Source organism: Pseudomonas thermotolerans DSM 14292 (assembly GCF_000364625.1).
Classification (GTDB): Bacteria; Pseudomonadota; Gammaproteobacteria; order Pseudomonadales; family Pseudomonadaceae; genus Aquipseudomonas; species Aquipseudomonas thermotolerans.
Map to the genome: position 1 here is coordinate 18,132 of NZ_KB822616.1, position 23,509 is coordinate 41,640.

Below are 23,509 nucleotides of genomic sequence, written 5' to 3' on the forward strand. Positions count from 1 at the left end.
CCTCTATGCAACGCTTTCTCAGCCTCGTCCTGGCTCTGTGCATCGGCCTGACGCTCAGCGTGGACGTCCACGCCAAGCGCCTGGGTAGCGGCAAGTCGTTCGGCTCGGCGCCGACCCACCAGACCCGTCAGGCCCAACCGGCCACTCCGGCCGCCGCGCCCAGCGCGCCGCTGCGCAACCCGGCCGCCACCAGCGGCGCCTCCAAGTGGCTCGGCCCGCTGGCCGGCATCGCCGCCGGCGGCCTGCTCGCCGCCATGTTCATGGGGGACGGCTTCGAAGGCTTCCAGCTGTTCGACTTCCTGATCCTCGGCCTGATCGCCTTCCTGGTGTTCCGCTTCCTGGCCGCGCGCCGCGCCCAGCAGGCCCAGCCGGCGCTGGCCGGCGCGCAGCCCCTGCAGCGTGAAATGCCCCAGCAGGCGCCGATCTTCGGCAGCGCCGCACCGGCCGCCGCGGTGACCCGCAACGCCCCGGCCTGGTTCGACGAACAGCGTTTCCTGGAAGCCGGCCGCACCCACTTCATGGCCCTGCAGCAGCACTGGGACGCCGCGGAGATGGACAAGATCGCCGAGTTCGTCACCCCGCAGATGCTCAGCTTCCTCAAGGAAGAGCGCGCCAGCCTGGGCGACGGCTTCCAGTCCACCTACATCGACGACCTGCAGGTGCAGCTGGACGGCATCGACGAGCTGGCCGACAAGACGGTCGCCACCCTGACCTTCAGCGGCGTGGCCAAGACCTCGCGCTTCGACCAGGGCGAGGCCTTCAGCGAAAGCTGGCGCATGGAGCGCCTGCACGGTGACAACCAGCCCTGGCTGGTCGCCGGCATCCGGCAGAATGCCTGATCCCCGTTCCACGGAGCCGGGTACACCCGGCTCCGTACCTCACTCAGGGCTGCTCGCCCGCCATCACCACCCGGTTGCGTCCGCCGTTCTTGGCGATATACAGAGCGCCGTCCGCCTCGCGGAGCAGCTTCTGGTAGTCCGGGTGGCCGTCGTAGACCGCCACGCCGACGCTCACCGTCAGGCGGAATGGCTGGTTACCCGGCAGCCGGAAGCTCTCCCGCTCCACCTTGCTGCGCAGGTTCTCGGCCATCTGCCGGGCGGCACGGCGATCGACACTCACCGCCAGCAGCAGGAACTCCTCGCCACCCAGACGGAACAGGTAGTCGCCGCCGCGGCTGTGGTTGCTGAGCAAGGCGGCCAGTTGCTGGAGGATCATATCGCCGGCCTCGTGGCCGTGCTGGTCGTTGATCCGCTTGAAGTGGTCGATGTCGATGGCCAGCAGGGCGAAGCTCTGTCCGTGCTCGCGGGCATGGGCCAGCTCCTTGCCCATCACCACCGGCAGGTACTTGCGATTGAGCATGCGGGTCAGCACGTCGCGGCCGCTTTCCAGTTCGTTGACCTGCTCGAACAGCGAGTCGAGGAGGAACACCAGGCTGCGGGTCTGCTCGCGCAGCTCGCTGAGCACCTGCATGCGCTCGGCTTCGCTGCCGGCGGCGGCGAACCTGACGAGTAACTCGTCGTCGATGTTCTGCATGCAGGCAAGGATGCGCTGGCTTTCCGGAGTGTCCTTGAAGGCGTAGGCACCCTTGTGGCTGAACCACAGGCCGAACTCCGAGCTGGCCAGTCGCGAGGTCTGGGCGGCCTGGCTGCGCCCCAGGGCCAGTTCGTAGATCAGGGTGTTTTCCCAGTCCAGCAGCGCGGCGCGCTGGCGTTCGCGCTCGGCGCCGATGTTCTGCACCACCGAGAACAGCCGGTAGGCCTCCTCGGCGCGGGCATTGCGCTCGTGGCTGCTGGAATAGGCCTGGCTCATGATTTCCATGGCCAGGTCGATGAGCTTGCTGCCCAGGCGCATGGCGGCCATCTTCCCGGCCAGTGGCAGCTCCAAGGCATCAATCAGCTCGTGCAGACGGCGCTTCAGGCAGCGTGCGCCACGCAGCACCAGACTGACCGGCACGCCGATCCGCGCATGGACCTCGCCGACCTGGCGCTGCAAATCCACCTGCGCGGCGATCTGCTCCGCGCTGCGCGCGCCGAACAGTTGCACCACCCAGCGCTGCAGGCTGCTACTCAGATGGTCGCGCACCCGCTCATGGGAGAGGTACTGGGAGGCCTCGGGGTCGGCCAGCATCTGGGTGTAGAAGTGCTCCGCCAGCTCGGCCTGGCGCATCTCGGCCAGTTGAGCCAGGCACTGGACCGAATCGGCGGGGAACTGGGCTAGGCAGTCCAGCCATTCGGCGGATTGCTGCTCGGTGGGGGTCGGGGTCATGGAACATCCGGGAGATTCAGTGGAGGTGCGCCATGCGCACGAACTGGCATAAGGTCCTACGGTTTGGGAATTATGCCAGAGCTACCCCCTTCCGGCCTTTCCGGCTGGAGAACAAGTCTCTATAAAGAATCCTTTTTTCTCTCAAGGCAGTCCTATGGAAGACGTCATCGAGCTATTGCGCGAACTCAACGAACCCGTGCCGGTCCCCCTGGAGCTGCCCGACGAGGACCTGCTGGTGGAGATCGAGGAACAGCTGCTGATCAGCCTGCCCCACGACCTGCGCGAATTCCTGCTCAAGGTCAGCGACGTGGTCTACGGCCGCATCGAACCGGTCACGGTGACCGATCCCAACGCCCACACCTACCTGCCGGAGGTCGCCGCCCAGGCCTGGAACGACGGCGTGCCGCGCGACCTGCTGCCGGTCTGCCAGGACGGCCGCGACTACTACGTGATCGACATCGAGGGCCAGGTGAGCCTGTGGTCCGCCGACGAGGGCGACTTCACCGACGCGACCTGGGACTCCATCTGGCACTGGGCGCGGGACGTCTGGCTGGAGGGCTGACCCGGCCCGCTCAGTCGTCGGAATGCTCGGCGGAGGGCAGCGCCTCCGTCAGGCTCGCCGGCGGCGGCGGGGTGTGCGGGCGCCCGGCACGGCGGTCGCCGGCCACCACCGCGCGCATCAGCATCATCGCGGTGACCGGCGCGGTGAACAGCAGGATACCGACGATCAGCAGCTCGTGGACCACCAGCCGCTGTTCCGTGAGGCTGAAGAACAGCATGGAGCAGAACAGGCAGCCGAAGGCGCCGAAGGTGCTGATCATCGCCGGGGCGTGAATGCGCTGGTAGAAGTTGTGCAGGCGCAGCATGCCGAGGCCGCCGATCAGGCACAGCAGCCCGCTGAGCACCAGGAGGACGATGATCGGGATGGCCGCCCAGAGCGGCAGGCTGTCGCTCATTCGATCACCTCCCCGCGCAGCAGGAACTTGGCCATGGCCAGAGAGCCGGCGAAGCCCAGCGCGGCGATCAGCAGGGCCAGCTCGAAGTAGACCTGATCCTGCAGGCGCATGCCCTGCAGGACCATGAGGATCATCCCGCACACGTAGAGCATGTCCAGGGCGATCACCCGGTCCTGCGCCTTGGGCCCCAGCAGCAGGCGCAGGGTGGCCATCAGCATGGCGAGGATCACGCAGAAGCTGGTGAAGATCAGGGCCGCGTTCAGCGCAGTGGCGATCATTCGAAAATCTCCATCAGGGGCTTCTCGTAGCGCTCGTGAAACATGCGGCGGAACGCCGGCTCCTCGTCCAGGTCCAGCAGGTGCACCAGGAGGATGCGGTTATCCGCGCTCAGTTCGGTCCACACCGTGCCCGGGGTGGAGTTGACGATGCTGGCCAGCACGGTCATGCCGTATACCGAGCGGATGCTGAGCTCGATGGTGATGAACCCGGAGCGGCGGCGCGCCTCCTCGGGGCCGAGGATGATCCGGCAGACCTTCCAGCAGGAGAGGCTGATGTCCACCGCCACCCGCACGGCGACCAGCAGCGCCAGGCCGAACCTGCGCACGTGCATGCGGCCGTGCACGTACATGGAGCGGCTGGCCAGCGGGATGAACAGCGCCAGGGCCGCGCCGAGCAGCACCTGGCCGACCGCCAGGCTGCCGTCGAGCAGCAGCCAGACCAGCCAGAGCGCCAGGCTCAGCCAGGGATAGGGCAGCAGCCGCGCGCTCATGGCCGGCCCTCCCCGCTGGTCTTCGGCTGGGCGCCCAGCACCCCGTCGATGTAGGCCGCCGGGGCATGCAGGGCATCGGCGGCGCGCTGCAGGTAGCCGAGCACCGGCCCGGCGGCCAGGGTGAGCAGCACTACCAGGCCGATCAGCGCCGCCACCGGTCCGGCCTCGGCGAGGCGCAGCAGCGGCTTCTTGTGGCGCTCCGGCACCCAGAACAGCTGGATGCCCAGGCGGGTCAGGGTCAGGGTCGCGGCGAAGCCGGCCACCACCAGGAGGACCACGAACAGCCAGACCGCATACTGCATGAACTGCCCCGCCTCGCTGCCCAGCGCCGAGACCAGTAGGGCGAACTTGCCCACGAAACCGGCCAAGGGCGGCAGACCGCTCAGCACCAGCAGGCAGAGGCCGAAGGCCAGGGCCAGAAAAGCCATGGCCGCGGGGATGGCCACGCCCACCTCGCTCTCCTCGGGGAGGATCATGCCCTGCGCCTCGAAGGATTCGATGGTCACCGCCAGCAGGCTGGCGCTGTAGTCGCGGATCCGCTCGAGCAGGTCCACCAGCAGGTAGAAGGCCGCCACCGCCAGGGTCGAGGCCAGGAGGTAGTAGAGCGCCGCGGCGGTACCGGAACTGCCGCCCAAGGGGATGGCGGTGAGCAGGGTGCCGGCCGAGGCGATCACGCTGAAGCCGGCGAAGCGCTTGAAGTTGGTGGCCGCCAGCATGCCGAAGATGGCGTAGGTCAGGGTGGCCAGGCCGAGGCCGACCAGCCAGGGCGCGCCGAAGCTGCCGCTGGCCCCGGCGGCGTCGCCGAACACCAGCAGCCAGAGGCGCAGCAGCACGTAGAAGCCCACCTTGGTCATGATCGCGAAGATCGCGCTGACCGGCGCCACCGCCGCGCCATAGCTGCCCGGCAGCCAGAAGTTCAGCGGCCAGACCGCGCTCTTGATCAGGAAGGCCACCGCCAGCACCGCCGCGCCGGTCTCGAACAGCTGGCGGTCGGCATCGCCCAGCCCGGCCAGCTTGCGCGCCATGTCGGCCATGTTCAGGGTGCCACTGGCCGAGTACATGAGCGCCACGCCGATCAGGAAGATCGACGAGGCCACCAGGTTGATGGCGATGTAGTGCAGCCCGGCCTTGACCCGCAGGCGCCCCGAGCCGTGCAGCAGCAGGCCGTAGGAGGCGGCCAGCATGACCTCGAAGAACACGAACAGGTTGAACAGGTCGTTGGTCAGGAAGGCGCCGTTGATGCCCATCAACAACAACTGGAAGAGCACGTGGAAGTGCACCCCGACGCGATCCCACTTGGCCACGGCGAAGATCAGCGCAGCGCAGGCGAGCAGCGCATTGAGCAGCAGCATCACCGCGGTGAGGCGGTCGAGGGCCAGGGAGATGGCCACCGGCGCGTCCCAGTCGGCCAGCAGGTAGACCGCCGCCGGTGCCGCGCCGTCCACCCGGTCGGCGGCCACCACCCAGTAGAGCGCGCCGGCCAGCTGCAGCAGCACGGAGAGCAGGCCGATCGCCGCCTTGCTGCGCCGCCGGGTCTCGTCCATGGGTACCAGCGCGGCGGCGGCGACGAAGGGGACGAGGATCGGCAGAACGATCAGGTGCTGCTGCCAGCCGCTCATAGATCGGTGTCCTTACGACCGTCCACGTGGTCGGTACCGGTCAGCCCGCGGGACGCCATCAGCACCACCAGGAACAGCGCGGTCATGGCGAAGCCGATGACGATGGCGGTGAGCACCAGCGCCTGGGGCACAGGGTCGGCGTAGTCGCCGGCCGCCTTGGCCGCGTCCGCGGCGATCACCGGCACGGCGTCGGCCTTCAGCTGGCCGATGGCGAACAGCAGCAGGTTGACCGCGTAGGAGAGGATCGACAGGCCCATGATCACCTGGAAGGTGCGCGGACGCAGCAGCAGCCAGATTCCCGAGCCGGTGAGCACGCCAATGGCCAGTGCGAGTATCAGTTCCATGCTGGTTTCCCCCGTGAGTTCATCGGCTGGCCTGTCGGGCCGGTGGCGCTTCCTCGGCCTTCGGCATGCGGTGGCTGCGGATCGACTGGTGGGCCAGGCCGACCAGAATCAGTACGGTGGCGCCGACCACCAGCAGGAAGATGCCCAGGTCGAAGAAGAAGGCGCTGGGCAGCGGCACCTCGCCGATGAGCGGCAGCACCGGATGCGCGGAATGGCTGGTCAGGAACGGATGGCCGAAGACGAAGGCCCCGGCACCGGTGAGCACCGCGCACCACAGGCCGAGGGCGATCCAGTTGTGCGGACGGATCGGCAGATGCGCCTCCACCCACAGCGAGCCGGCCACCATGTACTGCAGGATGATCGCCACGGAGAGCACCAGGCCGGCGACGAAGCCGCCACCCGGCGCATTGTGGCCGCGCAGGAACAGGTACAGGCCGATCAGCACCAGCACCGGCAGCAGCGCGCGGACGAACACCGCGGGGATCATCATGCCGCCGTGGATGGCCTCCTCGCCGGGACGCAGCTTGCTGCCCTCCTGCTGCTGCGGCAGCGGGATGCTCTCCGGCGCCGGACGGAAGCGCCGCAGCAGGGCGTAGACGGTGAGCGCCACGGCGCCGAGCACCACAATCTCGCCGAAGGTATCGAAGCCACGGAAGTCCACCAGGATCACGTTGACGATGTTGCTGCCACCGCCCTCGGGCAGGGCGCGCTCGACGAAGTAGGCGGCCAGGTGCTCGCCGCGCTCGCGACTCAGCAGCAGCCAGGCAAGCAGCGCCATGGCCAGGCCGGCGGCGCTGGCGATCAGGAAGTCGCGCAGGCGCCGCGCGCGGGCGGCGATGGTCTCGCGCGCCCCGGTCTTGGCGGGCTCCAGACGCGGCGGCAGCCAGCGCAGGCCGAGCAGGATCAGCACCGTGGTGACCACCTCCACCACCAGCTGGGTCATGGCTAGGTCCGGCGCCGAGAACCAGGCGAAGGTCAGGCAGGTGACGATGCCCGCCCCGCCCATGAAGGCCAGGGCGGCCAGGCGGTGGAACTTGGCCTGGTAGGCGGCGGCGATGGCGCACACCCCGCCGACCAGCCAGAGCAGGGCGAAGGCGCTATCCCACTGCGCCGGGCGCCAATCTAGGGGCAGCGGGTCGCGGCCGATGGCCAGGGCGCCGAGCAGCAGCACGGCGAGAATGATCAGCAACAGCTGGCGCTGCAGTCCCTCGCTGCTGAAATGGCTCTCCACCCAGCCGGCAAAGCGGGTCAGGGACAGCAGGATCTGGTCGAAGTAGCGCTGCCCGTCGAAGCGGTAGAGCAGCGGCGCCGCCTCGCGGGTGGTGACCCGGAAGTGCTTGCGCAGTACCAGGTAGAGCAGCACCCCGCCGAGCAGGGCGAGCACGCTCATGCCCAGCGGCAGGCTGAAGCCGTGCCAGACGCTCAGGCTGTATTCCGGGGTCTGGGCGCCCAGCACCGCGCGCACGCCGAGGTCGAGGAAGGGGCCTATGGTCAGCGCCGGCAGCACCCCCACCACCAGACAGATCAGCACCAGAAACTCCACCGGGAAGCGCATCCAGTGCGGCGGCTCGTGGGGCGTGCTGGGCAGGTCAGTGGCGCTGGGGCCGAAGAACACCTCGTAGACGAAGCGCAGCGAGTAACAGACGCTGAAGGCCCCGGCCACGGTGGCCGCCGCCGACAGGTACCAGTTCCGGCTGTCGCCGGCGCTGACCGCCTCGGCGAAGAACATCTCCTTGGAGAGGAAGCCGTTGAGCAGCGGCACCCCGGCCATAGAGGCCGCCGCGACGATCGCCAGGGTGGCGGTGATCGGCATCTGCCGGCGCAGACCGCTGAGCCGGCGCAGGTCGCGCGTGCCGCTCTCGTGGTCGATGATCCCCGCGGCCATGAACAGCGAGGCCTTGAAGGTGGCGTGGTTGAGCAGGTGGAAGATCGCCGCCACGGCGGCCAGGGGCGACCCCATGCCGAGCAGCAGGGTGATCAACCCCAGGTGGCTGATGGTCGAGTAGGCCAGCAGGCCCTTGAGGTCATGCTGGAAGATCGCCAGGAAGGCGCCGATCAGCAGGGTCAGCAGGCCCGCCGAGCCGATGATCCAGCTCCACGCCTCGGTGCCGGAAAGCACCGGCCAGAGCCGGGCGAGGATGAACACCCCGGCCTTGACCATGGTCGCCGAGTGCAGGAAGGCGGACACCGGGGTGGGCGCCGCCATGGCCCGCGGCAGCCAAAAGTGGAAGGGGAACTGGGCGCTCTTGGTCAGCGCGCCCAGGGCCACCAGGATCAGGATCGCCAGGTACCAGCGGTGCGCCTGGATCGCCTCGCGGGCGGCCAGCACCGCGTCCAGGTCGTAGCTACCGACCACCTGGCCGAGCAGGATCAACCCCACCAGCAGGCACAGGCCGCCGGCGGCGGTCACCGTGAAGGCCATGCGCGCGCCGCGGCGGGCATCAGCACGGTGGTACCAGTAGCCGATCAGCATGAACGAGGTCAGGCTGGTCAGCTCCCAGAACAGCGCCAGCTGGATCAGGTTGCCGGACAGCACCAGGCCGAGCATGCCGCCCATGAAGGCCAGCAGGAAGGAGAAGAAGCGCGGCACCGGATCCTTCGGCGACATGTAGTAGCGGGCGTAGAGCACCACCAGCAGGCCAATGCCGCTGACCAGCAAGGAGAACAGCCAGGCGAAGCCGTCCATGCGCAGGATCAGCACCAGGCCCCAGGCTGGCGCCCAGGGAATCTCGAAGCGCAGCACGCCCTGCGCGGCCACCTGCGGGTGCAGCAGCAGGGTCAGCAGCAGGCAGGCGAACGCCACCGACCCGGCCAGCCAGGCCTCCAGGTTGCGCGCGTTGGCCCGCAGCAGGGCGGCAAGCAGGCTGCCGACGAAGGGCAGTAGTACGATCCAGCACAACAGCATGCGACTTGTCCCGGGCAATGGTTACCGGAGGGCCGTCCGAAGAGCCCCCGGGCGTGAGCGAGGCCTGTCCCGCAGATTCGGCCAGACCGAGTTTGCCACCCCGACCGGCGGCCAATAAACCATGCCGCTCGACCGGCCGCCACCGGCCCGCTCAGGCCCCGACGCACGGACCGCGACGGCTGTCCGCCCGGCAAGCATAGCGTCGGTCCGGGCCCGGCACGGTCGAGGAGCGCCGGGTCGGCAGCCGGCTGCCGAAGCGTCTGGGGTGGAGAAGAGGGTGCAAGGGCACGGTGACAATCGATCCGCCGAGCCTCCGCCGTTCCCGGCCGAGCCTCCGCGGCCCCGATTGTAGAGCCTCGGCAGGCCCGCCATGGCCTTGCGACACACTCTGAAACATCAAAGCCGGGTCTGTTCCTCCAAGGCCAGCAGGCCGAGCAGGTAGTGGCCGAAGTACCTGAGATCCTGTTCCAGCGCCTGGCGCGCCGCGGTCGCGTCGCCGCGCTCCAGAGCGGCGAGCACCTCGGCGTGGAACTGGTTGAGGCGCAGCGACAGGTCCGCCTCGCTGAACAGGCGGTTGAAGAAGGGGCCAACCTGCAGCCACAGCGAATCGATCATGCGCAGCAGCAGGGGATTGGCGCAGCGCTGGTAGAGATGCAGGTGGAAATGGCTGTTCTGGTCCAGGTACTGCGCGACGCTGCCCTGCTGTACCGCGTTCTGCATGGCCGCCACGCAGTGGCGCAGGCACTCCAGGTCCTCGGGGCTCAGCCTGGGCACCGCCAGCTCCACGGCCAGGCCTTCCAGGGCCAGGCGCACCGGCAGCAGCTGTTCGTAGCGTTCGCGGGTCATCGGCGGAACCCGCAGCGAGCGTTGCGGTTCGCCCTCCAGGGCGCCTTCCGCCACCAGGCGCTGCAGGGCGGTGCGCACCGGCATGGCGCTGGTCCCCCACTGGCGGGCCAGGTCGCGGATCTTCAGGGCCTGGCCGGGGGCGTAACGACCGGCCAGAAGGTCGGCGCGGATGCTCTGGTAGAGCTGTTCTTGCAGGTTGTCTGCCGGTGGGGCCGGCAGTTGGGCGAAGGTCAGACTGCAGTTGCGCATGGCTGCTCCAGTGAAGTTGCTGAATGAAAAAACGTCAGGGCGCCTTGTTCTCGATCAGGCAGTTGCCGCCGTCCACCACCAGCACCTCGCCGGTGATGTAACTGGCTGCCGGCGAGGCCAGGAAGGCCACCGCGGCGGCCACCTCCTCGGGACGCCCGGCGCGCCCCATGGGCGTGTACCGGGCGGCGCGGCGCTCTTCCTCGGTGCTCGAGCCAGTGGCTATCCACCCCGGGGCCACGCAGTTGACGGTGACGCCGCGCTTCGCCACTTCCAGGGCGAGGCTCATGGAAAGGCCGAGCATCCCGGCCTTGGCCGCGGCATAGGCGGCCTCGCCGGGATTGGCGCCGCGGCTGCCGGTGGTGGAACTGATGTTGACGATGCGCCCGTAGCCCTGGGCGAGCATCCCGGGCAGCAGGGCACGGGTGAGCAGGAAGGCGCTGCCCAGGTTGCGGTCCAGGGACAGCTGCCAGGTGGCCAGATCCATGTCGGCCAGCTCGACGAAGGGCTCCGGACTGCCTTGCATGGCCATCCCGGCGTTGTTGACCAGGATTTGCAGCGGACCGAACTGCCCCTGTGCCCAGTCGGCCAGACGGCGTACCTGGACCTCGTCGGTGAGATCGGCGACCGCCCCGGCGGCGGTGAAGCCCTCGGCCGCGAGCTCGGCTACGCGCTGCTGAACGCGCTCGCTGCTGGCGGTGAGCAGCACCCGGGCGCCCTGCCGGGCCAGCTCGCGGGCGATGGCCATGCCGATGCCGTCGCGAGCCCCGGCGCCGCTGACCAGGACCACCTGGCCCACCAATGTTCCGGTCATCTTCCAGCTCCCGTGATCACAATTTCGTTCCATCCGCCTTGAACAAGGCGCCTTTAGGAAAGATTGACAGAATTGTGATCACAAATGCACTATGTTTCAAAAATAAAACGAGGTGTTCGAAATGACCGCCAGTGGTATCAGCCCCGCCGCCGTCGAGCAGTTCGCCGCACGCGAGCGCGCCCGCTTCCTGGAACGCAACCCGAAATCCGTAGCCCTTGCCGAACGGGCTCGGCACTCCCTGTACGGCGGCGTGCCCATGCACTGGATGGCCGACTGGTCGACACCGGTGCCGCTGTTCGTCGAACGCGCCAAGGGCGCGCGCTTCTACGACGCGGACGGTCACGAATACGTGGACTTCTGCCTGGGCGACACCGGCACCATGTTCGGCCACTCGCCGGAGCCCATCGCCCGGGCCCTCGCCGAGCAGGCCGGCAACGGCCTGACCACCATGCTGCCCGGCGAAGACGCAGTGGTTTGCGGCGAGCTGCTCGCCCAGCGCTTCGGCCTGCCCTACTGGCAGGTCACCGCCACCGCCACCGACGCCAACCGCTACGTGGTGCGCTGGGCGCGGGCGATCACCGGACGCAAGACTCTGCTGGTGTTCGACGGCTGCTACCACGGCACCGTGGACGACGCCATGGTCCGCCAGCGCGACGGACGGACGGTGCACCGCGCCGGACTGATCGGCCAGGCCTACGACCTGACTCAGTACAGCCGCGCCATCCCCTTCAACGATGTCGCCGCCCTGGAGGCCGCGCTGGCGGAAGGCGATGTCTGCGCGCTGCTCTGCGAGCCGGCGATGACCAACATCGGCATGGTCCTGCCCGAACCGGGCTTCCTGCAGCAGTGCCGCGAGCTGACCCGCAAGTACGGCAGCCTGCTGATCATCGACGAGACCCACACCATCTCCACCGGCATCGGCGGCTGCACCAGATTGTGGAACCTCGACCCGGACTTCTTCGTACTCGGCAAGCCGATCGCCGGCGGGGTGCCCTGCGGGGTGTTCGGCTGCAGCGCGGCCATGGCCGAGGCGATGAGCGCAGCCCGCCAGCGCGCCAGCCAGCACAACCAGGGCCACGGCCACAGCGGCATGGGCACCACCCTGTCGGCCAACGCCCTGGCCATGCACTGCATGCGCGCCAACCTCGAAGAGGTGATGACCCAGGCCGCCTACGACCACATGCTGCCGCTGGCCGCGCGGCTGGCTGAGGGCTTCCGCGGGCTGATCGCAAAACATGGCCTCGAGTGGTCGGTGACCGAGCTGGGCGCGCGCTGCGAATTCCAGTTCTGCGCGCAGCCGCCGAAGACCGGCGCCGAGGCCGAGGCGGCCTTCCACGACGAGCTGCAGATGGCCCTGCACCTGTACCTGATCAACCGCGGCATCCTGATCACCCCGTTCCACAACATGACCCTGTGCTGCCCGAGCACCACGGCGGAAGACGTCGACCGGCTGATCGCCACCCTCGACCAGGGCCTCGGCGAGCTGCTGGCGATTCCCGGAGCAAGGCTCTGAACCGCCCTTCCCCGCGCCGGTGGGGAGCCTCCCCGCCCCCCTGCCCCAGGGGGACAGGGAGGCCCAGCCCGGGCGCAGCACGCCGAACCGCCAGCCCCTCTACCGCCAGGACAGGAGCGGAGCGAGGGGCAAACCGCCCTGCTGGGCCTGAACTACCCTCTCCCCAGGGGGGAAGAGACGCAAGGACACCACCATGCAATTCGCCAATCCCCAGGAAGCCCGTGACTTCCTCGCCCGGCACCCCGAGGTGCGCAGCTTCGAGCTGATCCTCATCGACGCCAACGGTGTGCCGCGCGGCAAGCTGCTGCACCGCGACGAGTTGCTCGCCGTCTACGAGAACGGCCGGCCGCTGCCCAGCTCGATCCTCGCCCTGACCATCCAGGGCGAGGACGTGGAAGCCAGCGGCCTGGTCTGGGAGGTCGCCGACGCCGACTGCTGGACCTACCCGCTGCCCGGCAGCCTGACCCTGCAGCCCTGGCGCAACGTGCCCACCGGGCAGTTCCAGGTCAGCATGCACCCCGAACGCGGCCTGCCGGCCACCCCCGCCGACCCACGCCATGTGCTGGTGCGCGCCATCGAGCGCCTGAAGGCCGACGGCTACCACCCGGTGATGGCCGTCGAGCTGGAGTTCTATCTGCTGGACCAGCGGCGCGACACCCAAGGCCGCCCGCAGCCGGCGCTGCAGATGAACGGCAGCCGCCCGCAGGCGCCGCAGGTCTACGGGGTCTACGAGCTGGAGCAGCTGCAGCCGTTCCTCGACGATCTCTACGCCGCCTGCGAGGCCCAGAGCCTGCCGCTGCGCACGGCGATCTCCGAATACGCCCCCGGGCAGCTGGAACTGACCCTGGAGCACCGCTTCGACGCCCTCCAGGCGATCGACGAGGGCATCCGCTACAAGCGCCTGGTCAAGGGCGTGGCCAACAAGCACGGGTTGCAGGCCTGCTTCATGGCCAAACCGTTCGGCGACCTGGCCGGCAGCGGCCTGCACCTGCACGTCAGCCTGGCCGACGAACAGGGCAACAACCTGTTCGCTGCCGAGGACCCGGAAGGCACCCCGCTGCTGCGCCAGGCGATCGGCGGGATGATGGCCACCCTGCTCGACTCCCTGGCTATCTTCTGCCCCAACGCCAACTCCTTCCGCCGCTTCCAGGCCAACAGCTACGCGCCCCTGGCCAAGAGCTGGGGGGTCAACAACCGCACCGTGTCCTTCCGCGTGCCCGGCGGCCCGGCCAATAGCCGGCATATCGAGCACCGCATCTGCGGCGCCGACGCCAACCCCTACCTGGCCGCCGCCGCGGTGCTCGCCGGCATCCACTACGGCATCCGCCACCAGTGCGATCCCGGTCCGGCCGTCCAGGGCAACGGCTACGAGCAGGCGCGCGAGCTCCTGCCCACCGACTGGCTCACCGCCCTGCACGCCCTGGAGCGCTCGTCCTGGGCCGAGGAGGCCTTCGGCGGCGATTTCCTCAAGGTGTTCCTGGCCATCAAGTGGCAGGAATACCGGCAGTTCATGGGCGAGGTGGGCGAGCAGGACTGGCGCTGGTACCTGACCCACGCGTGATAGAATCTCCGAACGCAGATGTTCGGCCTGATGCGGCTGGGAGCAGCGCAGCGTCGCCCAGCCGCTGTCCCGCGCTTTCCGCCGTGCGACCGATCCCCCCTGACCATCAAGGAGTCGCACGATGGAAGCCGGCGCCGCCCAACTCACCATGACCGTCCTGATGACCCCGGACAAGGCCAACTTCTCCGGCAACGTCCACGGCGGAACCCTGCTCAAGTACCTCGACGAGGTGGCCTACGCCTGTGCCAGCCGCTACGCCGGCAGCTACGTGGTGACCCTCTCGGTGGACCAGGTGGTGTTCCGCCAGCCGATCCACGTCGGCGAGCTGGTCACCTTCCTCGCCTCGGTCAACTACACCGGCACCACCTCTATGGAGATCGGCATCAAGGTGATCACCGAGAACATCCGCGAGAAGTCGGTGCGCCACACCAACAGCTGTTTCTTCACCATGGTCGCCGTAGACGAGCACGGCAAGCCCTGCCGGGTGCCGCCGCGCGAGCCGAAGACCGCCGAGGAGCGCCGGCGCTTCCGCCAGGGCGAGCAGCGCCGCGCCCTGCGCCAGGAACTGGAGCGCCGCTACCGGGACATCCGCGATGAATGAGCCGGCGGCGCGCCCGTCACGTCTGCCGCATTCCGTTGAAAACGACCGTTCCGAAAGGGGCGCGACAGCCGGGTTGGATGGCCCGCCGCGCGGCGCCTCCGAGAGCTTCGATGCCCCGCATGCGCCCCTGATCGCCACCATCGCCGTCGGCTTGGCGCTCGCCTACTTCCTCAGCGCCCTGACCACCCGTCTGCGCCTGGCGCCGCTGGTCGCCTAGCTGATCGCCGGGATCTTGGTCGGCCCCTCATCCCGGCTTCGTCGCCGACAGGGAGCTGTCCCACGAGCTGTCGGAGATCGGCGTGATGCCGGAGACCGGCCGCGACCTGGTGATGATGAGCGAGCGGAAGATCGCCCCAGGTGACGGCTCCGTCCGGGACAAGCGACCCCGGACTCCAGAGCCGCCTGAGCCGCCCGTCCTCCCGGCGGGCCCTTCCCTGGCCGGGCGGCGGTGATAAGCTGGATGCCCCTGTCCCTGACGGAACCGCCATGCTGACCCTGGGTAACCTGTTCGTCCTGCTGCTGATCGCCACCGCCGGCGCCTGGCTGTGGCATGCCCATGGCCTGCGCGAACGCGCCCTGGAGCTGGTCCGCCAGCACTGCGCGCGCGCCGACGTGCTGCTGCTCGACGACAACGTCGCCCTGCGGCGCATCGCCCTGGTCCCCGACGCCCGTGGCCGCAAGCGCCTTGCGCGGACCTACGCCTTCGAGTTCACGGTCACCGGCGAACAGCGCCACCCCGGCAGCATCACCCTGTTCGGCCGTCACCTGGGGCGCATCGAGCTGGCCCCGCATCCCTTCGACGCCCGGGCCGAGGCGGCGAGCGAACCGCCCCTGGAGCACCCGGCGGCCCGCTCGGCCGCCAAGGTGATCTCCCTGAGCGACTGGCGCCGCCAGCACGATCAGTGGAATTCCTGATCCAGTAACAGCTGTACCTGACGCCAATCGCCGAGGGTCGCCCCGGTCATCAGCCAGCGCAGCAGCCGGCACTTGCCGCGATGCCAGCGGCTCGCCCGGCGCTGCCGGTTGCGCTCGCAGCCGGCGGCTAGCCAGGCGGCATCGAAGCCCGCCCAGGCCCCGGCCGGGGTCCACAGGTTGGGCCACAGCAGCGGCGCCACCTCGTACAGGTAGATGGCCTCCAGTTCCTCCCGCGGCAGCCCGCTGGCGCGCAGCTCGGCGGCGATCCAGCGCAGCTGGTGATCCTGCAGCTCGGTGTCCAGCCAGAGGCTGGCCAGCGCCTGCCAGACGCGCAGACGGACGGGATCAGGGCTCGTCATCTCGATTCGCGCCGCAACAAGAAGTCCGCCACCCGCTGCGCGCTGTCCTCGGGGAACTCCTGCATGAAGCAGTGCCCGCCGGGCACCTGGCGGGCGCTGACGTGCGGGTTGCGGGCGGTGAGCCGGGCCACCGACCTGGCGACGAAGGGATAGGTGGTCAGGCCGTAGAGGATCAGGCTGGGAGTTTCGATGCGCGCCAGCGACGGCCACAGGCGCTTCGGGCAGGAGGCGAAGATCTCCGCCTCCCGGCTCGGCCGGCACTTCAGCTCGACGCCGCCGTCCACCTCGACCAGCGCGTGTTCAACGTAGGCCCGGAGCGCGGCGTCGGTCCAGCCCCGGTAGATGCCGCGACCGTGCAGCGCCTGGTAGGCGGCCTGGCGGTCCGGCCAGCGGCTGCGCCGCGCCGCAGCCCGCGCCGCCATGCTATGCCGTCGGTGCAGACCGAGCACCTCGGCGAAGCTCATCAGCCCGATCATCGCCGGGGTGAACAGAACCGGGTCGAGCAGCACCGCGCGGCGGAACAGCGTCGGCCACTTGGCGAGGATCAGGCAGCTCAGCACCCCGCCGAAGCTGTGTCCGCAGGCGAAGCGCGGCACCGAACCGAAGCGCCCGAGGCCGGCCTCGAAGGCCTCCACCGCCAGCTCGGCACTGCGGTTCCAGCCGCGGAAGCGCCCGCCGTGGTCGCTGTCGCCATGGCCCTGGACGTCGCACAGCCAGAGATCGAAGTCCGCCGCCAGCAGACGCAGCATGGGCTCGTAGGTGCGCCCGCAGAAGCCGTTGCCGTGCAGGAAGTGCAGCAGCGGCCTGCCGGACGGCTCGCTGTGCCAGCCACGCAGGGTGAAGCCGGCGGAGGTAGGGTGCGACCAGGGAATCAAGTGCATCGAACGGGCCTCGAAACGACTGGGCGCAGTGTATCCGAAGCGGGCCGTCCGCTGCAGTGGTCGGGTCGGCAGTACTCGTAGGCGCGGCGCAGCAATCCCCGGCACCGCCGCCCCCGCCATTCTCCCTCCCCCAGGGAGCGGGGCGTCCGTGCCAGTGACGACCTCCCTGCAGGATCGGCACGACCGGAGCCGTCGCCGGCGGAATCCTGCTCACGACCAATCCAGCATCGGCGGGATTCCGCTCACGAGCCCCGCGACGCCCCCCGAAACCGCTCCATTTCCGGGCTTTGCGCCCCTGGCACAGCTCCTGCTACGGCCCCGCCCCCAGGCGCCGCCGCACAGCGGCCCCCCACAACAACAACCCATCGAGAACGCGTCGAGGAAAGATATGGATCACGCCGGTACCCTGACTGCCTCTGCAGCACCCCGCACGACATCGCAACGCATCAAGTCGATTCTCAGTGGTTCGATAGGCAACCTGGTCGAGTGGTACGACTGGTACGTCTACGCAGCCTTCTCGCTGTACTTCGCCAAGGCCTTCTTCCCCCAGGGCGACATGACCGCCCAGTTGCTCAACACCGCAGCGATCTTCGCCGTGGGCTTCCTGATGCGGCCTCTCGGCGGCTGGCTGATGGGCATCTACGCCGACCGCAAGGGCCGCAAGGCCGCCCTGCTGGCCTCGGTTCTGCTGATGTGCTTCGGCTCGCTGATCATCGCCCTGACGCCCGGCTACGACACCATCGGCGTCGCCGCGCCCATCCTGCTGGTGATCGCGCGCCTGCTGCAGGGCCTCTCGGTGGGCGGCGAATACGGCACTTCGGCCACCTACCTGTCGGAGATGGCGACCCAGGAGCAGCGCGGCTTCTTCTCCAGCTTCCAGTACGTGACCCTGATTTCCGGCCAGTTGATCGCCCTGGCGGTGCTGATCATCCTCCAGCAGGTGCTGTCCACCGAACAGCTGGAAAGCTGGGGCTGGCGCGTGCCCTTCCTGATCGGCGCCCTGTGCGCGGTGATCGCCATGTTCCTGCGCCGCGGCATGGAGGAGACCGAGTCCTTCACCAGGAAGAAGGACAAGCCGAAGGAAAGCCTGCTGCGCACCCTGCTGCGTCATCCCAAGGAAGTGCTCACCGTGGTCGGCCTGACCATGGGCGGCACCCTGGCCTTCTACACCTACACCACCTACATGCAGAAGTACCTGGTGAACACCGTGGGCATGAGCAAGGGCGACTCGACCATGATCTCGGCCGCCACGCTGTTCCTGTTCATGCTGCTGCAACCCATAGTCGGCGGGCTCTCCGACAGGATCGGCCGCCGCCCGATCCTGATCGCCTTCGGCGTGCTGGGCACCCTGTTCACCTACCCGATCCTCAGCACGCTGCATACCATCGAGACCTGGTGGGGCGCGTTCTTCCTGATCATGGCGGCGCTGGTCATCGTCAGCGGCTACACCTCGATCAACGCCGTGGTCAAGGCCGAGCTGTTCCCCACCGAGATCCGCGCGCTGGGCGTCGGCCTGCCCTACGCGCTGACCGTGTCGATCTTCGGCGGCACCGCCGAGTACGTGGCGCTGTGGTTCAAGAGCATCGGCATGGAGAGTGGGTTCTACTGGTACGTCACCGCCTGCATCGCCTGCTCGCTGCTGGTGTACGTATTCATGAAGGACACTCGCACCCACTCGCGGATGAACCAGGACTGATCCCGGCCGCACACGGAAACGGGCCCTGCTGGGCCCGTTTTTCGTTGGCCGAAAGAAGTACCTGAGCGCGACTCGAACGCTCGGTAGCGTCTCAGCCCTGCTCCGGCTCCAGGCGGCAGGCCACCATCCCCGCCTGCAGCGCCGACACGTCCTGGGGCGCGGCGAAGATCAGCTCCAGGCGCGAGTCCCGACGCCACTCGCTGGAACGCCACTGCAGCGCCTCGCCGGCCAGGGCGTTGGCCGACAGCCAACCGGCGTTGCTGTGCATCACCAGCTTGGCGCGCCGCCAGGGCAGGCCGCCCAGCCACTGCTGGAGGCGCAGCAGTTCGAAGCGCTGGCTGGGATGCCAGCGCCAGCCGATGCTCCAGCCCTCGACCTGCGCCTGGGTCAGGCAGACCGGCTCGGCCGGCGTGCGCCAGACGAGTGGCGGCGCCTCCACCCCCGGCGGCAGCCCGTCCGCCGCCGGTTCGCCGGCGCGCATATCGTGGCCGGGCAGTGCGGTCAACGGCAGGCGGCCCTGGCTGGTCCAGTACAGCGGCCGCGCCGGCAGACTGGCCTGTACCCGGTCGCGCGCTGCGGCATCGAGGTGTTCCGCCTTGTTCAGCACCAGCAGCCCGGCGCCATCCAGGGCCTCGCGCTGCGCCGCCGGCAGCGCATCGCCGGCGGCCAGAGCGGCGGCATCCAGCACCAGCACCAGCGGCTGAACGGTCAGCACCTCGTCCCAGGGCGCTTCGCCCAACTGGCGCAGCAGGCGGTCCGGATGGCCCAGCCCAGAGGGTTCGATCAGCAGGCGCTGCGGCCGGGCGCGGCGCAGCAGGCGGGCCAGGCCGACCTGGAAGGGCGCGCCGTTGACGCAGCACAGGCAGCCGCCGGCCACCTCGGCGAGCTGCACTCCGTCGTCCCCCTCGCTCAGCAAGGCGGCGTCCAGGCCGATCTGGCCGAACTCGTTGATCAGCACCGCCCAGCGTTCGTCCGCCGGGCGCTGGGCGAGCAGCTGGCGGATCAGGCTGGTCTTGCCGGCGCCCAGCGGGCCAGCGATCAGGTGGGTGGGAATCCGGGAAAGCACGGGGATGGTTGTCCGCAGGATGGCAAAGGTCCTAGAGTGCAGGCCTTCGCGTCCGGAGACCAGCCCCATGCGCCGCCTGCTCGTCCTGTTGTGTTCCACCCTGCCGCTTCTGGCCCGCGCCGAGGCCTGCCTGGTGCACAGCCAGGGCGACCGCCTGGACGTCAAGGTCTGCCAGGAGAACCGCAGCATCCCGGCACAGCTGTTCCGCAACGGCTTCTGCCAGCCGCAGCTGAAGGGCCAGAAGGTCGAGGTGGAGCACCTGGAAAAGTGTCCACAGGGCGCCTTCGGCGTCTGTCGCAATGCCCAGGTCGGCAACCTGCCCTACCGCCAGGACATCCATTACTACGGGGTGGCCAGCGACGCCGCCTACCTCAAGCCCTACTGCGAGCGGCAGAGCCACGGGGTCTGGTTCGCCCGTTAGGCGGCCGGCGCGCTCCAGGGCCCGAAGGGATCGTCCAGGCGCTGCCAAGCCTCTGGGCCGGCGGCCATTTCGTCGTCGTCGAGCAGGCAGGCATCCAGCTCGGCGCTGAGCCGCGCGAAGTCGATGTGCTGGCCGATGAACACCAGCTCCTGGCGGCAGTCGCCCACCTCGGCCTCCCAGTTGGCGAGGATGCTGCGCAGGCTGTCCTCGTCCTGCGGCCAGTGCTCGCGCGGCACGTAGCGCCACCAGAAGCCGGCCGGGCCATGGCGCATCAGCCCGCCGGCCTGGGACCAGCTGCCCGCCTCGCGGTGCTGGCTGGCCAGCCAGAAGTAGCCCTTGGAGCGCAGCAGGCGGCCGTTGTCCCATTCGCGGGTCAGGAACTCGTAGAAGCGCTGCGGGTGGAACGGCCGGCGCGCCCGGTAGCTGCCGGAGGCGATGCCGTAGGCCTCGGTTTCCGGGACGTGCTCGCCGCGCAGCTCCTTGAGCCAGCCGGGGGCCTGGGCGGCCCGTGCGAAGTCGAAGCGCCCGGTGTCGAGGATCTTCTCCAGGGGCACCTGGCCCAGACGCATCGGCAGGATCTCCGCCTGGGTGTTGAGGCTACGCAGGATGGCGGTCAGCTCGGCCAGCTCCTCGGCGCCGATCAGGTCGGTCTTGCTGATCAGCAGCACGTCGGCGAACTCCACCTGGTCGATCAAGAGGTCGGTGAGGGTCCGTTCGTCCTCGCCGCCCAGGCTTTCCCCGCGACTCTCCAGGCTGGGCGCGGCCTGAAAGTCGCGCAGGAAGTTCACCCCGTCCACCACGGTGACCAGGGTGTCCAGGCGTGCCAGGTCGGAGAGGCTCTGGCCCTGGGCATCGCGGAAGGTGAAGGTCTCGGCCACCGGCAGGGGCTCGGCGATCCCGGTGGACTCGATCAGCAGGTAGTCGAAGCGCCCTTCCCGGGCCAGGCGGCTGACCTCCTCAAGCAGGTCCTCGCGCAGGGTGCAACAAATGCAGCCGTTGCTCATCGCCACCAGGCGCTCCTCGCCCCGGGACAGGCTGATGTCGCGCTGCACCTCGCTGGCGTCGATGTTGATCTCGCTCATGTCGTTGACGATCACCGCCACCCGGCGGCCGGCGCGGTTCTTCAGCACATGGTTGAGCAGGGTGCTCTTGCCGGCGCCCAGGAAGCCGGACAGAACGGTGACGGGAAGGCGGGTATCCATGGTTCTCTCTCGGAAATCGGGGGAAGTAACGCAGCAGCTCTCTATGGCCGCTGCCCGAAGCTGATAATGTTATATTATAACAATACAGATCAACCAATCGCCGAGATAGCCGATGAATGCCTTGCCCGACATCGCCAGCCAAGCCAGTCCCGATCAGCCCCTTCCCCTCGACTGGGTGGGCATGTGCGGCATCGCCCTGCCGGTGATCCTCGCCGGCCAGCGCCAGGCGGCGCGGGCCGACGCTGGGGTGGACCTGGCCGACGGCCGGGCGCGCGGCATCCACATGTCGCGCCTGTACCTGGCCCTCGCGGCACTGCAACAGGAGGAACTGACCCCAGCGCTGCTGCACCGGGTGCTGGCAGACTTCCTGGCCAGCCATTCCGGACTGTCCCGCCGAGCCAATCTTGCCCTGCGCCTGGAGGCACTGCTCGAGCGGCCGGCGCTGGTCAGCCCCCTGGCCGGCTGGAAGGCCTATCCGCTGCAGCTGGATGCCTGCCTGGACGCCCGGGGGTTTCACGTGGAACTCGGCCTGGAGATCGGCTATTCCTCCACCTGCCCCTGCTCCGCCGCCCTGGCCCGCCAGTTGATCCAGCAGCGTTTCGCCACCGATTTCGCCGGCCGCACCCCAGACCATGCCGCGGTCCTCGCCTGGATTGGCAGCGCCCAGGGGATAGTCGCCACCCCGCACAGCCAGCGCAGCACAGCCCGGATCCGCGTGCGCCTGGCCGCCGGCTGCACGACGCTGCCCGTGCTCGAGCTGATCGAGCCGTTGGAGGCGGCCTTGGGCACCGCCCTGCAGACCGCGGTGAAGCGCGCCGACGAGCAGGCCTTCGCCCTGGCCAACGGGCAGAACCCGATGTTCTGCGAGGATGCCGCGCGACGCCTGAGCCGCTGCCTGCGCACCCTGCCCATGCTGGCCGGATTCCAGGTGCGGGTCGAGCACGCCGAGAGCCTGCACGCCCACGACGCGGTGGCGGAGAGCCGCTGGAACTGGCCGGGGGATTGAATGCGGCGGCGGAGCAGGTAGTCTGGTGCGACCTTCCCGAACCAGTAGCCGGAATGGATCTCGCCTCAATCCCCCACCTATTGGGTTACCTGATCGCTTTCGTCCAGCTGCTCGGCGTGGTGGCGGCGATCCATGCCGTGCTCAGCGTGCGCACGGCCCAGGGCGCCATTGCCTGGGCGCTGTCGCTGCTGTTCATGCCCTACCTGACCCTGCTGCCCTACCTGGTGTTCGGCCGCAGCCGCTTCGACGCCTACATCCGCGCGCGGCGTCAGGCCAACCGGGAGATGCACGAGGCCATGGCCGCGCTCGACTGGCGGCCCTGGGTCGCCGAGGCCCTGGCAGCGCGCCAGGCCACCCGTTCCGACAAGCTGCTGGCCCTGCCACGGCTGAGCCCGATGCCGCCACTGGCACACAACCAGGTACGCCTGCTGGTGGACGGCCAGGCCACCTTCGAGGCGATCTTCGCCGCCATCGCCGCGGCACGCCGCGCGGTGCTGGTGCAGTTCTTCATCCTCCGCGACGACCCCCTTGGCCGCCGTCTCGCCGACCTGCTGATCGCCCGTGCGGCCGCCGGGGTAGGCGTCTACCTGCTCTACGACGGCATCGGCAGCCACACCCTGTCGAGCGCCTACGTCGAGCGGCTGCGCGCCGGCGGCGTGCAGGTGCACGCCTTCACCACCCGCCGCGGGATGCTCAACCGCTTCCAGATCAACTTCCGCAACCACCGCAAGATCGTGGTGGTGGACGGCGAGGTGGGCTTCGTCGGCGGCCACAACGTCGGCGACGAGTATCTCGGCCTCAAGCCACCGCTGGCGCCCTGGCGGGATACCCACGCGGAGGTGCGCGGGCCGGTGCTGACCTGCCTGCAGGAGACCTTCGCCGAGGACTGGTACTGGGCCACCCGCCGCCTGCCGCCACTGCTGCTGCCGGCACGGCTTGGCCAGGGCGGGATGTTCTGCCAGCTGATCGCCAGTGGCCCGGCCGATCCGCAGGACACCTGTTCGCTGTTCTTCGTCGAGGCCATCCACTCGGCACGCCAGCGACTGTGGATCACCACCCCCTACTTCATCCCCGACGAGGCGGTGTTCGCCGCCCTGCACCTGGCGGTGCTGCGCGGCGTGGACGTGCGCATCCTGATCCCCGGGCGCCCGGACCACCGCATCGTCTACGCCGCCTCCAGCCTGTACGCCTTCGAGGCGGTACGCGCAGGCATCCGCGTGTTCCGCTACCAACCGGGCTTCCTGCACCAGAAAGTGGTGCTGATCGACGACGACAGCTGCGCCATCGGCAGCGCCAACCTGGACAACCGCTCGTTTCGCCTGAACTTCGAGGTGATGCTGCTGACCCACGACACGGGTCTGGCCGGGCAGGTCCGCGACATGCTCGAGGAGGACTTCAGCCGGTCCGTGGAGATCGGCGAGGATGACGACCAGAACATCGCCCGCCTGCGCCAGCTGGGCATGCGCGTGGCCCGGCTGATCTCGCCGATCCTCTAAGCGCCGGCCTTCCCGGACCGGCGCCGGG

At 69.1% G+C, this 23,509-nt stretch carries 24 protein-coding genes; 11 read left to right on the forward strand and 13 right to left on the reverse strand.

Annotated features, from left to right (window positions below):
- Positions 1-5 precede the first annotated feature (5 nt).
- Positions 6-839, forward strand: coding sequence for a Tim44 domain-containing protein (locus H165_RS0113425; protein ID WP_017939453.1), 834 nt, complete (start codon positions 6-8; stop codon positions 837-839).
- Positions 840-882: 43 nt separating this feature from the next.
- Here H165_RS0113425 and H165_RS0113430 read toward each other — a convergent pair whose 3' ends face one another.
- Complete coding sequence (locus H165_RS0113430; RefSeq protein WP_017939454.1) at positions 883-2,265, reverse strand: diguanylate cyclase; 1,383 nt, start codon at positions 2,263-2,265, stop codon at positions 883-885.
- A gap of 154 nt (positions 2,266-2,419) precedes the next feature.
- On the opposite strand from H165_RS0113430, the gene H165_RS0113435 reads away from it, so the two are divergent.
- Positions 2,420-2,827, forward strand: coding sequence for an SMI1/KNR4 family protein (locus H165_RS0113435; protein ID WP_017939455.1), 408 nt, complete (start codon positions 2,420-2,422; stop codon positions 2,825-2,827).
- A 10-nt stretch (positions 2,828-2,837) separates the two neighbouring features.
- Here the strand turns inward: H165_RS0113435 and mnhG are convergent, their stop codons facing one another.
- The 8 genes from mnhG to H165_RS0113475 all read right to left on the reverse strand — a co-directional run bounded on the left by mnhG (position 2,838) and on the right by H165_RS0113475 (position 10,764).
- The gene (gene mnhG, locus H165_RS0113440; RefSeq protein WP_017939456.1) at positions 2,838-3,221 is read right to left on the reverse strand and encodes a monovalent cation/H(+) antiporter subunit G; all 384 of its coding nucleotides are present in this window, start codon (positions 3,219-3,221) and stop codon (positions 2,838-2,840) included.
- A complete protein-coding gene (locus H165_RS0113445; protein WP_197020043.1) occupies positions 3,218-3,496 on the reverse strand; it encodes a K+/H+ antiporter subunit F in 279 nt (92 codons plus the stop codon). The genes mnhG and H165_RS0113445 overlap by 4 nt, the downstream gene beginning before the upstream one ends.
- On the reverse strand, positions 3,496-3,990 hold the full coding sequence (locus tag H165_RS0113450) for a Na+/H+ antiporter subunit E (protein ID WP_017939458.1): 495 nt from the start codon (positions 3,988-3,990) through the stop codon (positions 3,496-3,498). The genes H165_RS0113445 and H165_RS0113450 overlap by 1 nt, the downstream gene beginning before the upstream one ends.
- On the reverse strand, positions 3,987-5,609 hold the full coding sequence (locus H165_RS0113455) for a monovalent cation/H+ antiporter subunit D (protein WP_017939459.1): 1,623 nt from the start codon (positions 5,607-5,609) through the stop codon (positions 3,987-3,989). The genes H165_RS0113450 and H165_RS0113455 overlap by 4 nt, the downstream gene beginning before the upstream one ends.
- Complete coding sequence (locus H165_RS0113460) at positions 5,606-5,953, reverse strand: Na+/H+ antiporter subunit C (protein ID WP_017939460.1); 348 nt, start codon at positions 5,951-5,953, stop codon at positions 5,606-5,608. Before H165_RS0113460 ends, H165_RS0113455 begins: the two co-directional genes overlap by 4 nt.
- A 19-nt stretch (positions 5,954-5,972) precedes the next feature.
- Complete coding sequence (locus tag H165_RS0113465; RefSeq protein WP_017939461.1) at positions 5,973-8,858, reverse strand: monovalent cation/H+ antiporter subunit A; 2,886 nt, start codon at positions 8,856-8,858, stop codon at positions 5,973-5,975.
- A 396-nt stretch (positions 8,859-9,254) separates the two neighbouring features.
- Complete coding sequence (locus H165_RS0113470; protein WP_017939462.1) at positions 9,255-9,953, reverse strand: GntR family transcriptional regulator; 699 nt, start codon at positions 9,951-9,953, stop codon at positions 9,255-9,257.
- Positions 9,954-9,987: 34 nt separating this feature from the next.
- On the reverse strand, positions 9,988-10,764 hold the full coding sequence (locus tag H165_RS0113475) for an SDR family NAD(P)-dependent oxidoreductase (protein WP_026146624.1): 777 nt from the start codon (positions 10,762-10,764) through the stop codon (positions 9,988-9,990).
- A gap of 121 nt (positions 10,765-10,885) precedes the next feature.
- Between H165_RS0113475 and H165_RS0113480 the strand changes: the two genes are divergently transcribed.
- From H165_RS0113480 to H165_RS0113510, 5 genes are all read left to right on the forward strand, one after another.
- The gene (locus tag H165_RS0113480) at positions 10,886-12,277 is read left to right on the forward strand and encodes an aspartate aminotransferase family protein (protein WP_017939464.1); all 1,392 of its coding nucleotides are present in this window, start codon (positions 10,886-10,888) and stop codon (positions 12,275-12,277) included.
- A gap of 193 nt (positions 12,278-12,470) precedes the next feature.
- The gene (locus tag H165_RS0113490) at positions 12,471-13,838 is read left to right on the forward strand and encodes a glutamine synthetase family protein (RefSeq protein ID WP_017939466.1); all 1,368 of its coding nucleotides are present in this window, start codon (positions 12,471-12,473) and stop codon (positions 13,836-13,838) included.
- A gap of 121 nt (positions 13,839-13,959) precedes the next feature.
- Positions 13,960-14,439 carry an acyl-CoA thioesterase gene (locus H165_RS0113495; RefSeq protein WP_017939467.1) on the forward strand — a complete coding sequence of 160 codons (480 nt, stop codon included), beginning with the start codon at positions 13,960-13,962 and terminating at the stop codon, positions 14,437-14,439.
- A 73-nt stretch (positions 14,440-14,512) separates the two neighbouring features.
- Positions 14,513-14,656: a hypothetical protein gene (locus H165_RS19620; RefSeq protein WP_017939468.1), complete on the forward strand. Its 144-nt coding sequence runs from the start codon at positions 14,513-14,515 to the stop codon at positions 14,654-14,656.
- Between the two features lie 269 nt (positions 14,657-14,925).
- Entirely contained in the window at positions 14,926-15,354 is a 429-nt protein-coding gene (locus tag H165_RS0113510) for a DUF3301 domain-containing protein (protein ID WP_017939469.1), read from the forward strand.
- Here H165_RS0113510 and H165_RS0113515 read toward each other — a convergent pair.
- Entirely contained in the window at positions 15,339-15,713 is a 375-nt protein-coding gene (locus H165_RS0113515) for a DUF7079 family protein (protein ID WP_017939470.1), read from the reverse strand. The genes H165_RS0113510 and H165_RS0113515 overlap by 16 nt on opposite strands.
- A complete protein-coding gene (locus H165_RS0113520; RefSeq protein WP_017939471.1) occupies positions 15,710-16,594 on the reverse strand; it encodes an alpha/beta fold hydrolase in 885 nt (294 codons plus the stop codon). Before H165_RS0113520 ends, H165_RS0113515 begins: the two co-directional genes overlap by 4 nt.
- A gap of 388 nt (positions 16,595-16,982) precedes the next feature.
- Between H165_RS0113520 and H165_RS0113525 the strand changes: the two genes are divergently transcribed.
- Positions 16,983-18,290: an MFS transporter gene (locus H165_RS0113525; protein WP_017939472.1), complete on the forward strand. Its 1,308-nt coding sequence runs from the start codon at positions 16,983-16,985 to the stop codon at positions 18,288-18,290.
- A gap of 91 nt (positions 18,291-18,381) precedes the next feature.
- On the opposite strand, the gene H165_RS0113530 is transcribed toward H165_RS0113525, so the two are convergent.
- A complete protein-coding gene (locus H165_RS0113530; RefSeq protein ID WP_026146625.1) occupies positions 18,382-19,356 on the reverse strand; it encodes a CobW family GTP-binding protein in 975 nt (324 codons plus the stop codon).
- Between the two features lie 67 nt (positions 19,357-19,423).
- On the opposite strand from H165_RS0113530, the gene H165_RS0113535 reads away from it, so the two are divergent.
- Positions 19,424-19,777, forward strand: coding sequence for a hypothetical protein (locus H165_RS0113535; RefSeq protein WP_017939474.1), 354 nt, complete (start codon positions 19,424-19,426; stop codon positions 19,775-19,777).
- Here the strand turns inward: H165_RS0113535 and zigA are convergent.
- Positions 19,774-20,979: a zinc metallochaperone GTPase ZigA gene (zigA, locus tag H165_RS0113540; protein WP_017939475.1), complete on the reverse strand. Its 1,206-nt coding sequence runs from the start codon at positions 20,977-20,979 to the stop codon at positions 19,774-19,776. The two genes, H165_RS0113535 and zigA, sit on opposite strands and share 4 nt — an antisense overlap.
- Before the next feature lie 112 nt (positions 20,980-21,091).
- Here zigA and folE2 point away from each other — a divergent pair, with 112 nt between their 5' ends.
- Positions 21,092-21,985 (forward strand): GTP cyclohydrolase FolE2, encoded by an 894-nt coding sequence (folE2, locus tag H165_RS0113545; RefSeq protein ID WP_017939476.1) that lies wholly within the window; start codon positions 21,092-21,094, stop codon positions 21,983-21,985.
- Between the two features lie 53 nt (positions 21,986-22,038).
- Positions 22,039-23,481: a cardiolipin synthase gene (gene cls / locus H165_RS0113550; RefSeq protein WP_026146626.1), complete on the forward strand. Its 1,443-nt coding sequence runs from the start codon at positions 22,039-22,041 to the stop codon at positions 23,479-23,481.
- The last annotated feature ends 28 nt before the right edge of the window (positions 23,482-23,509 follow it).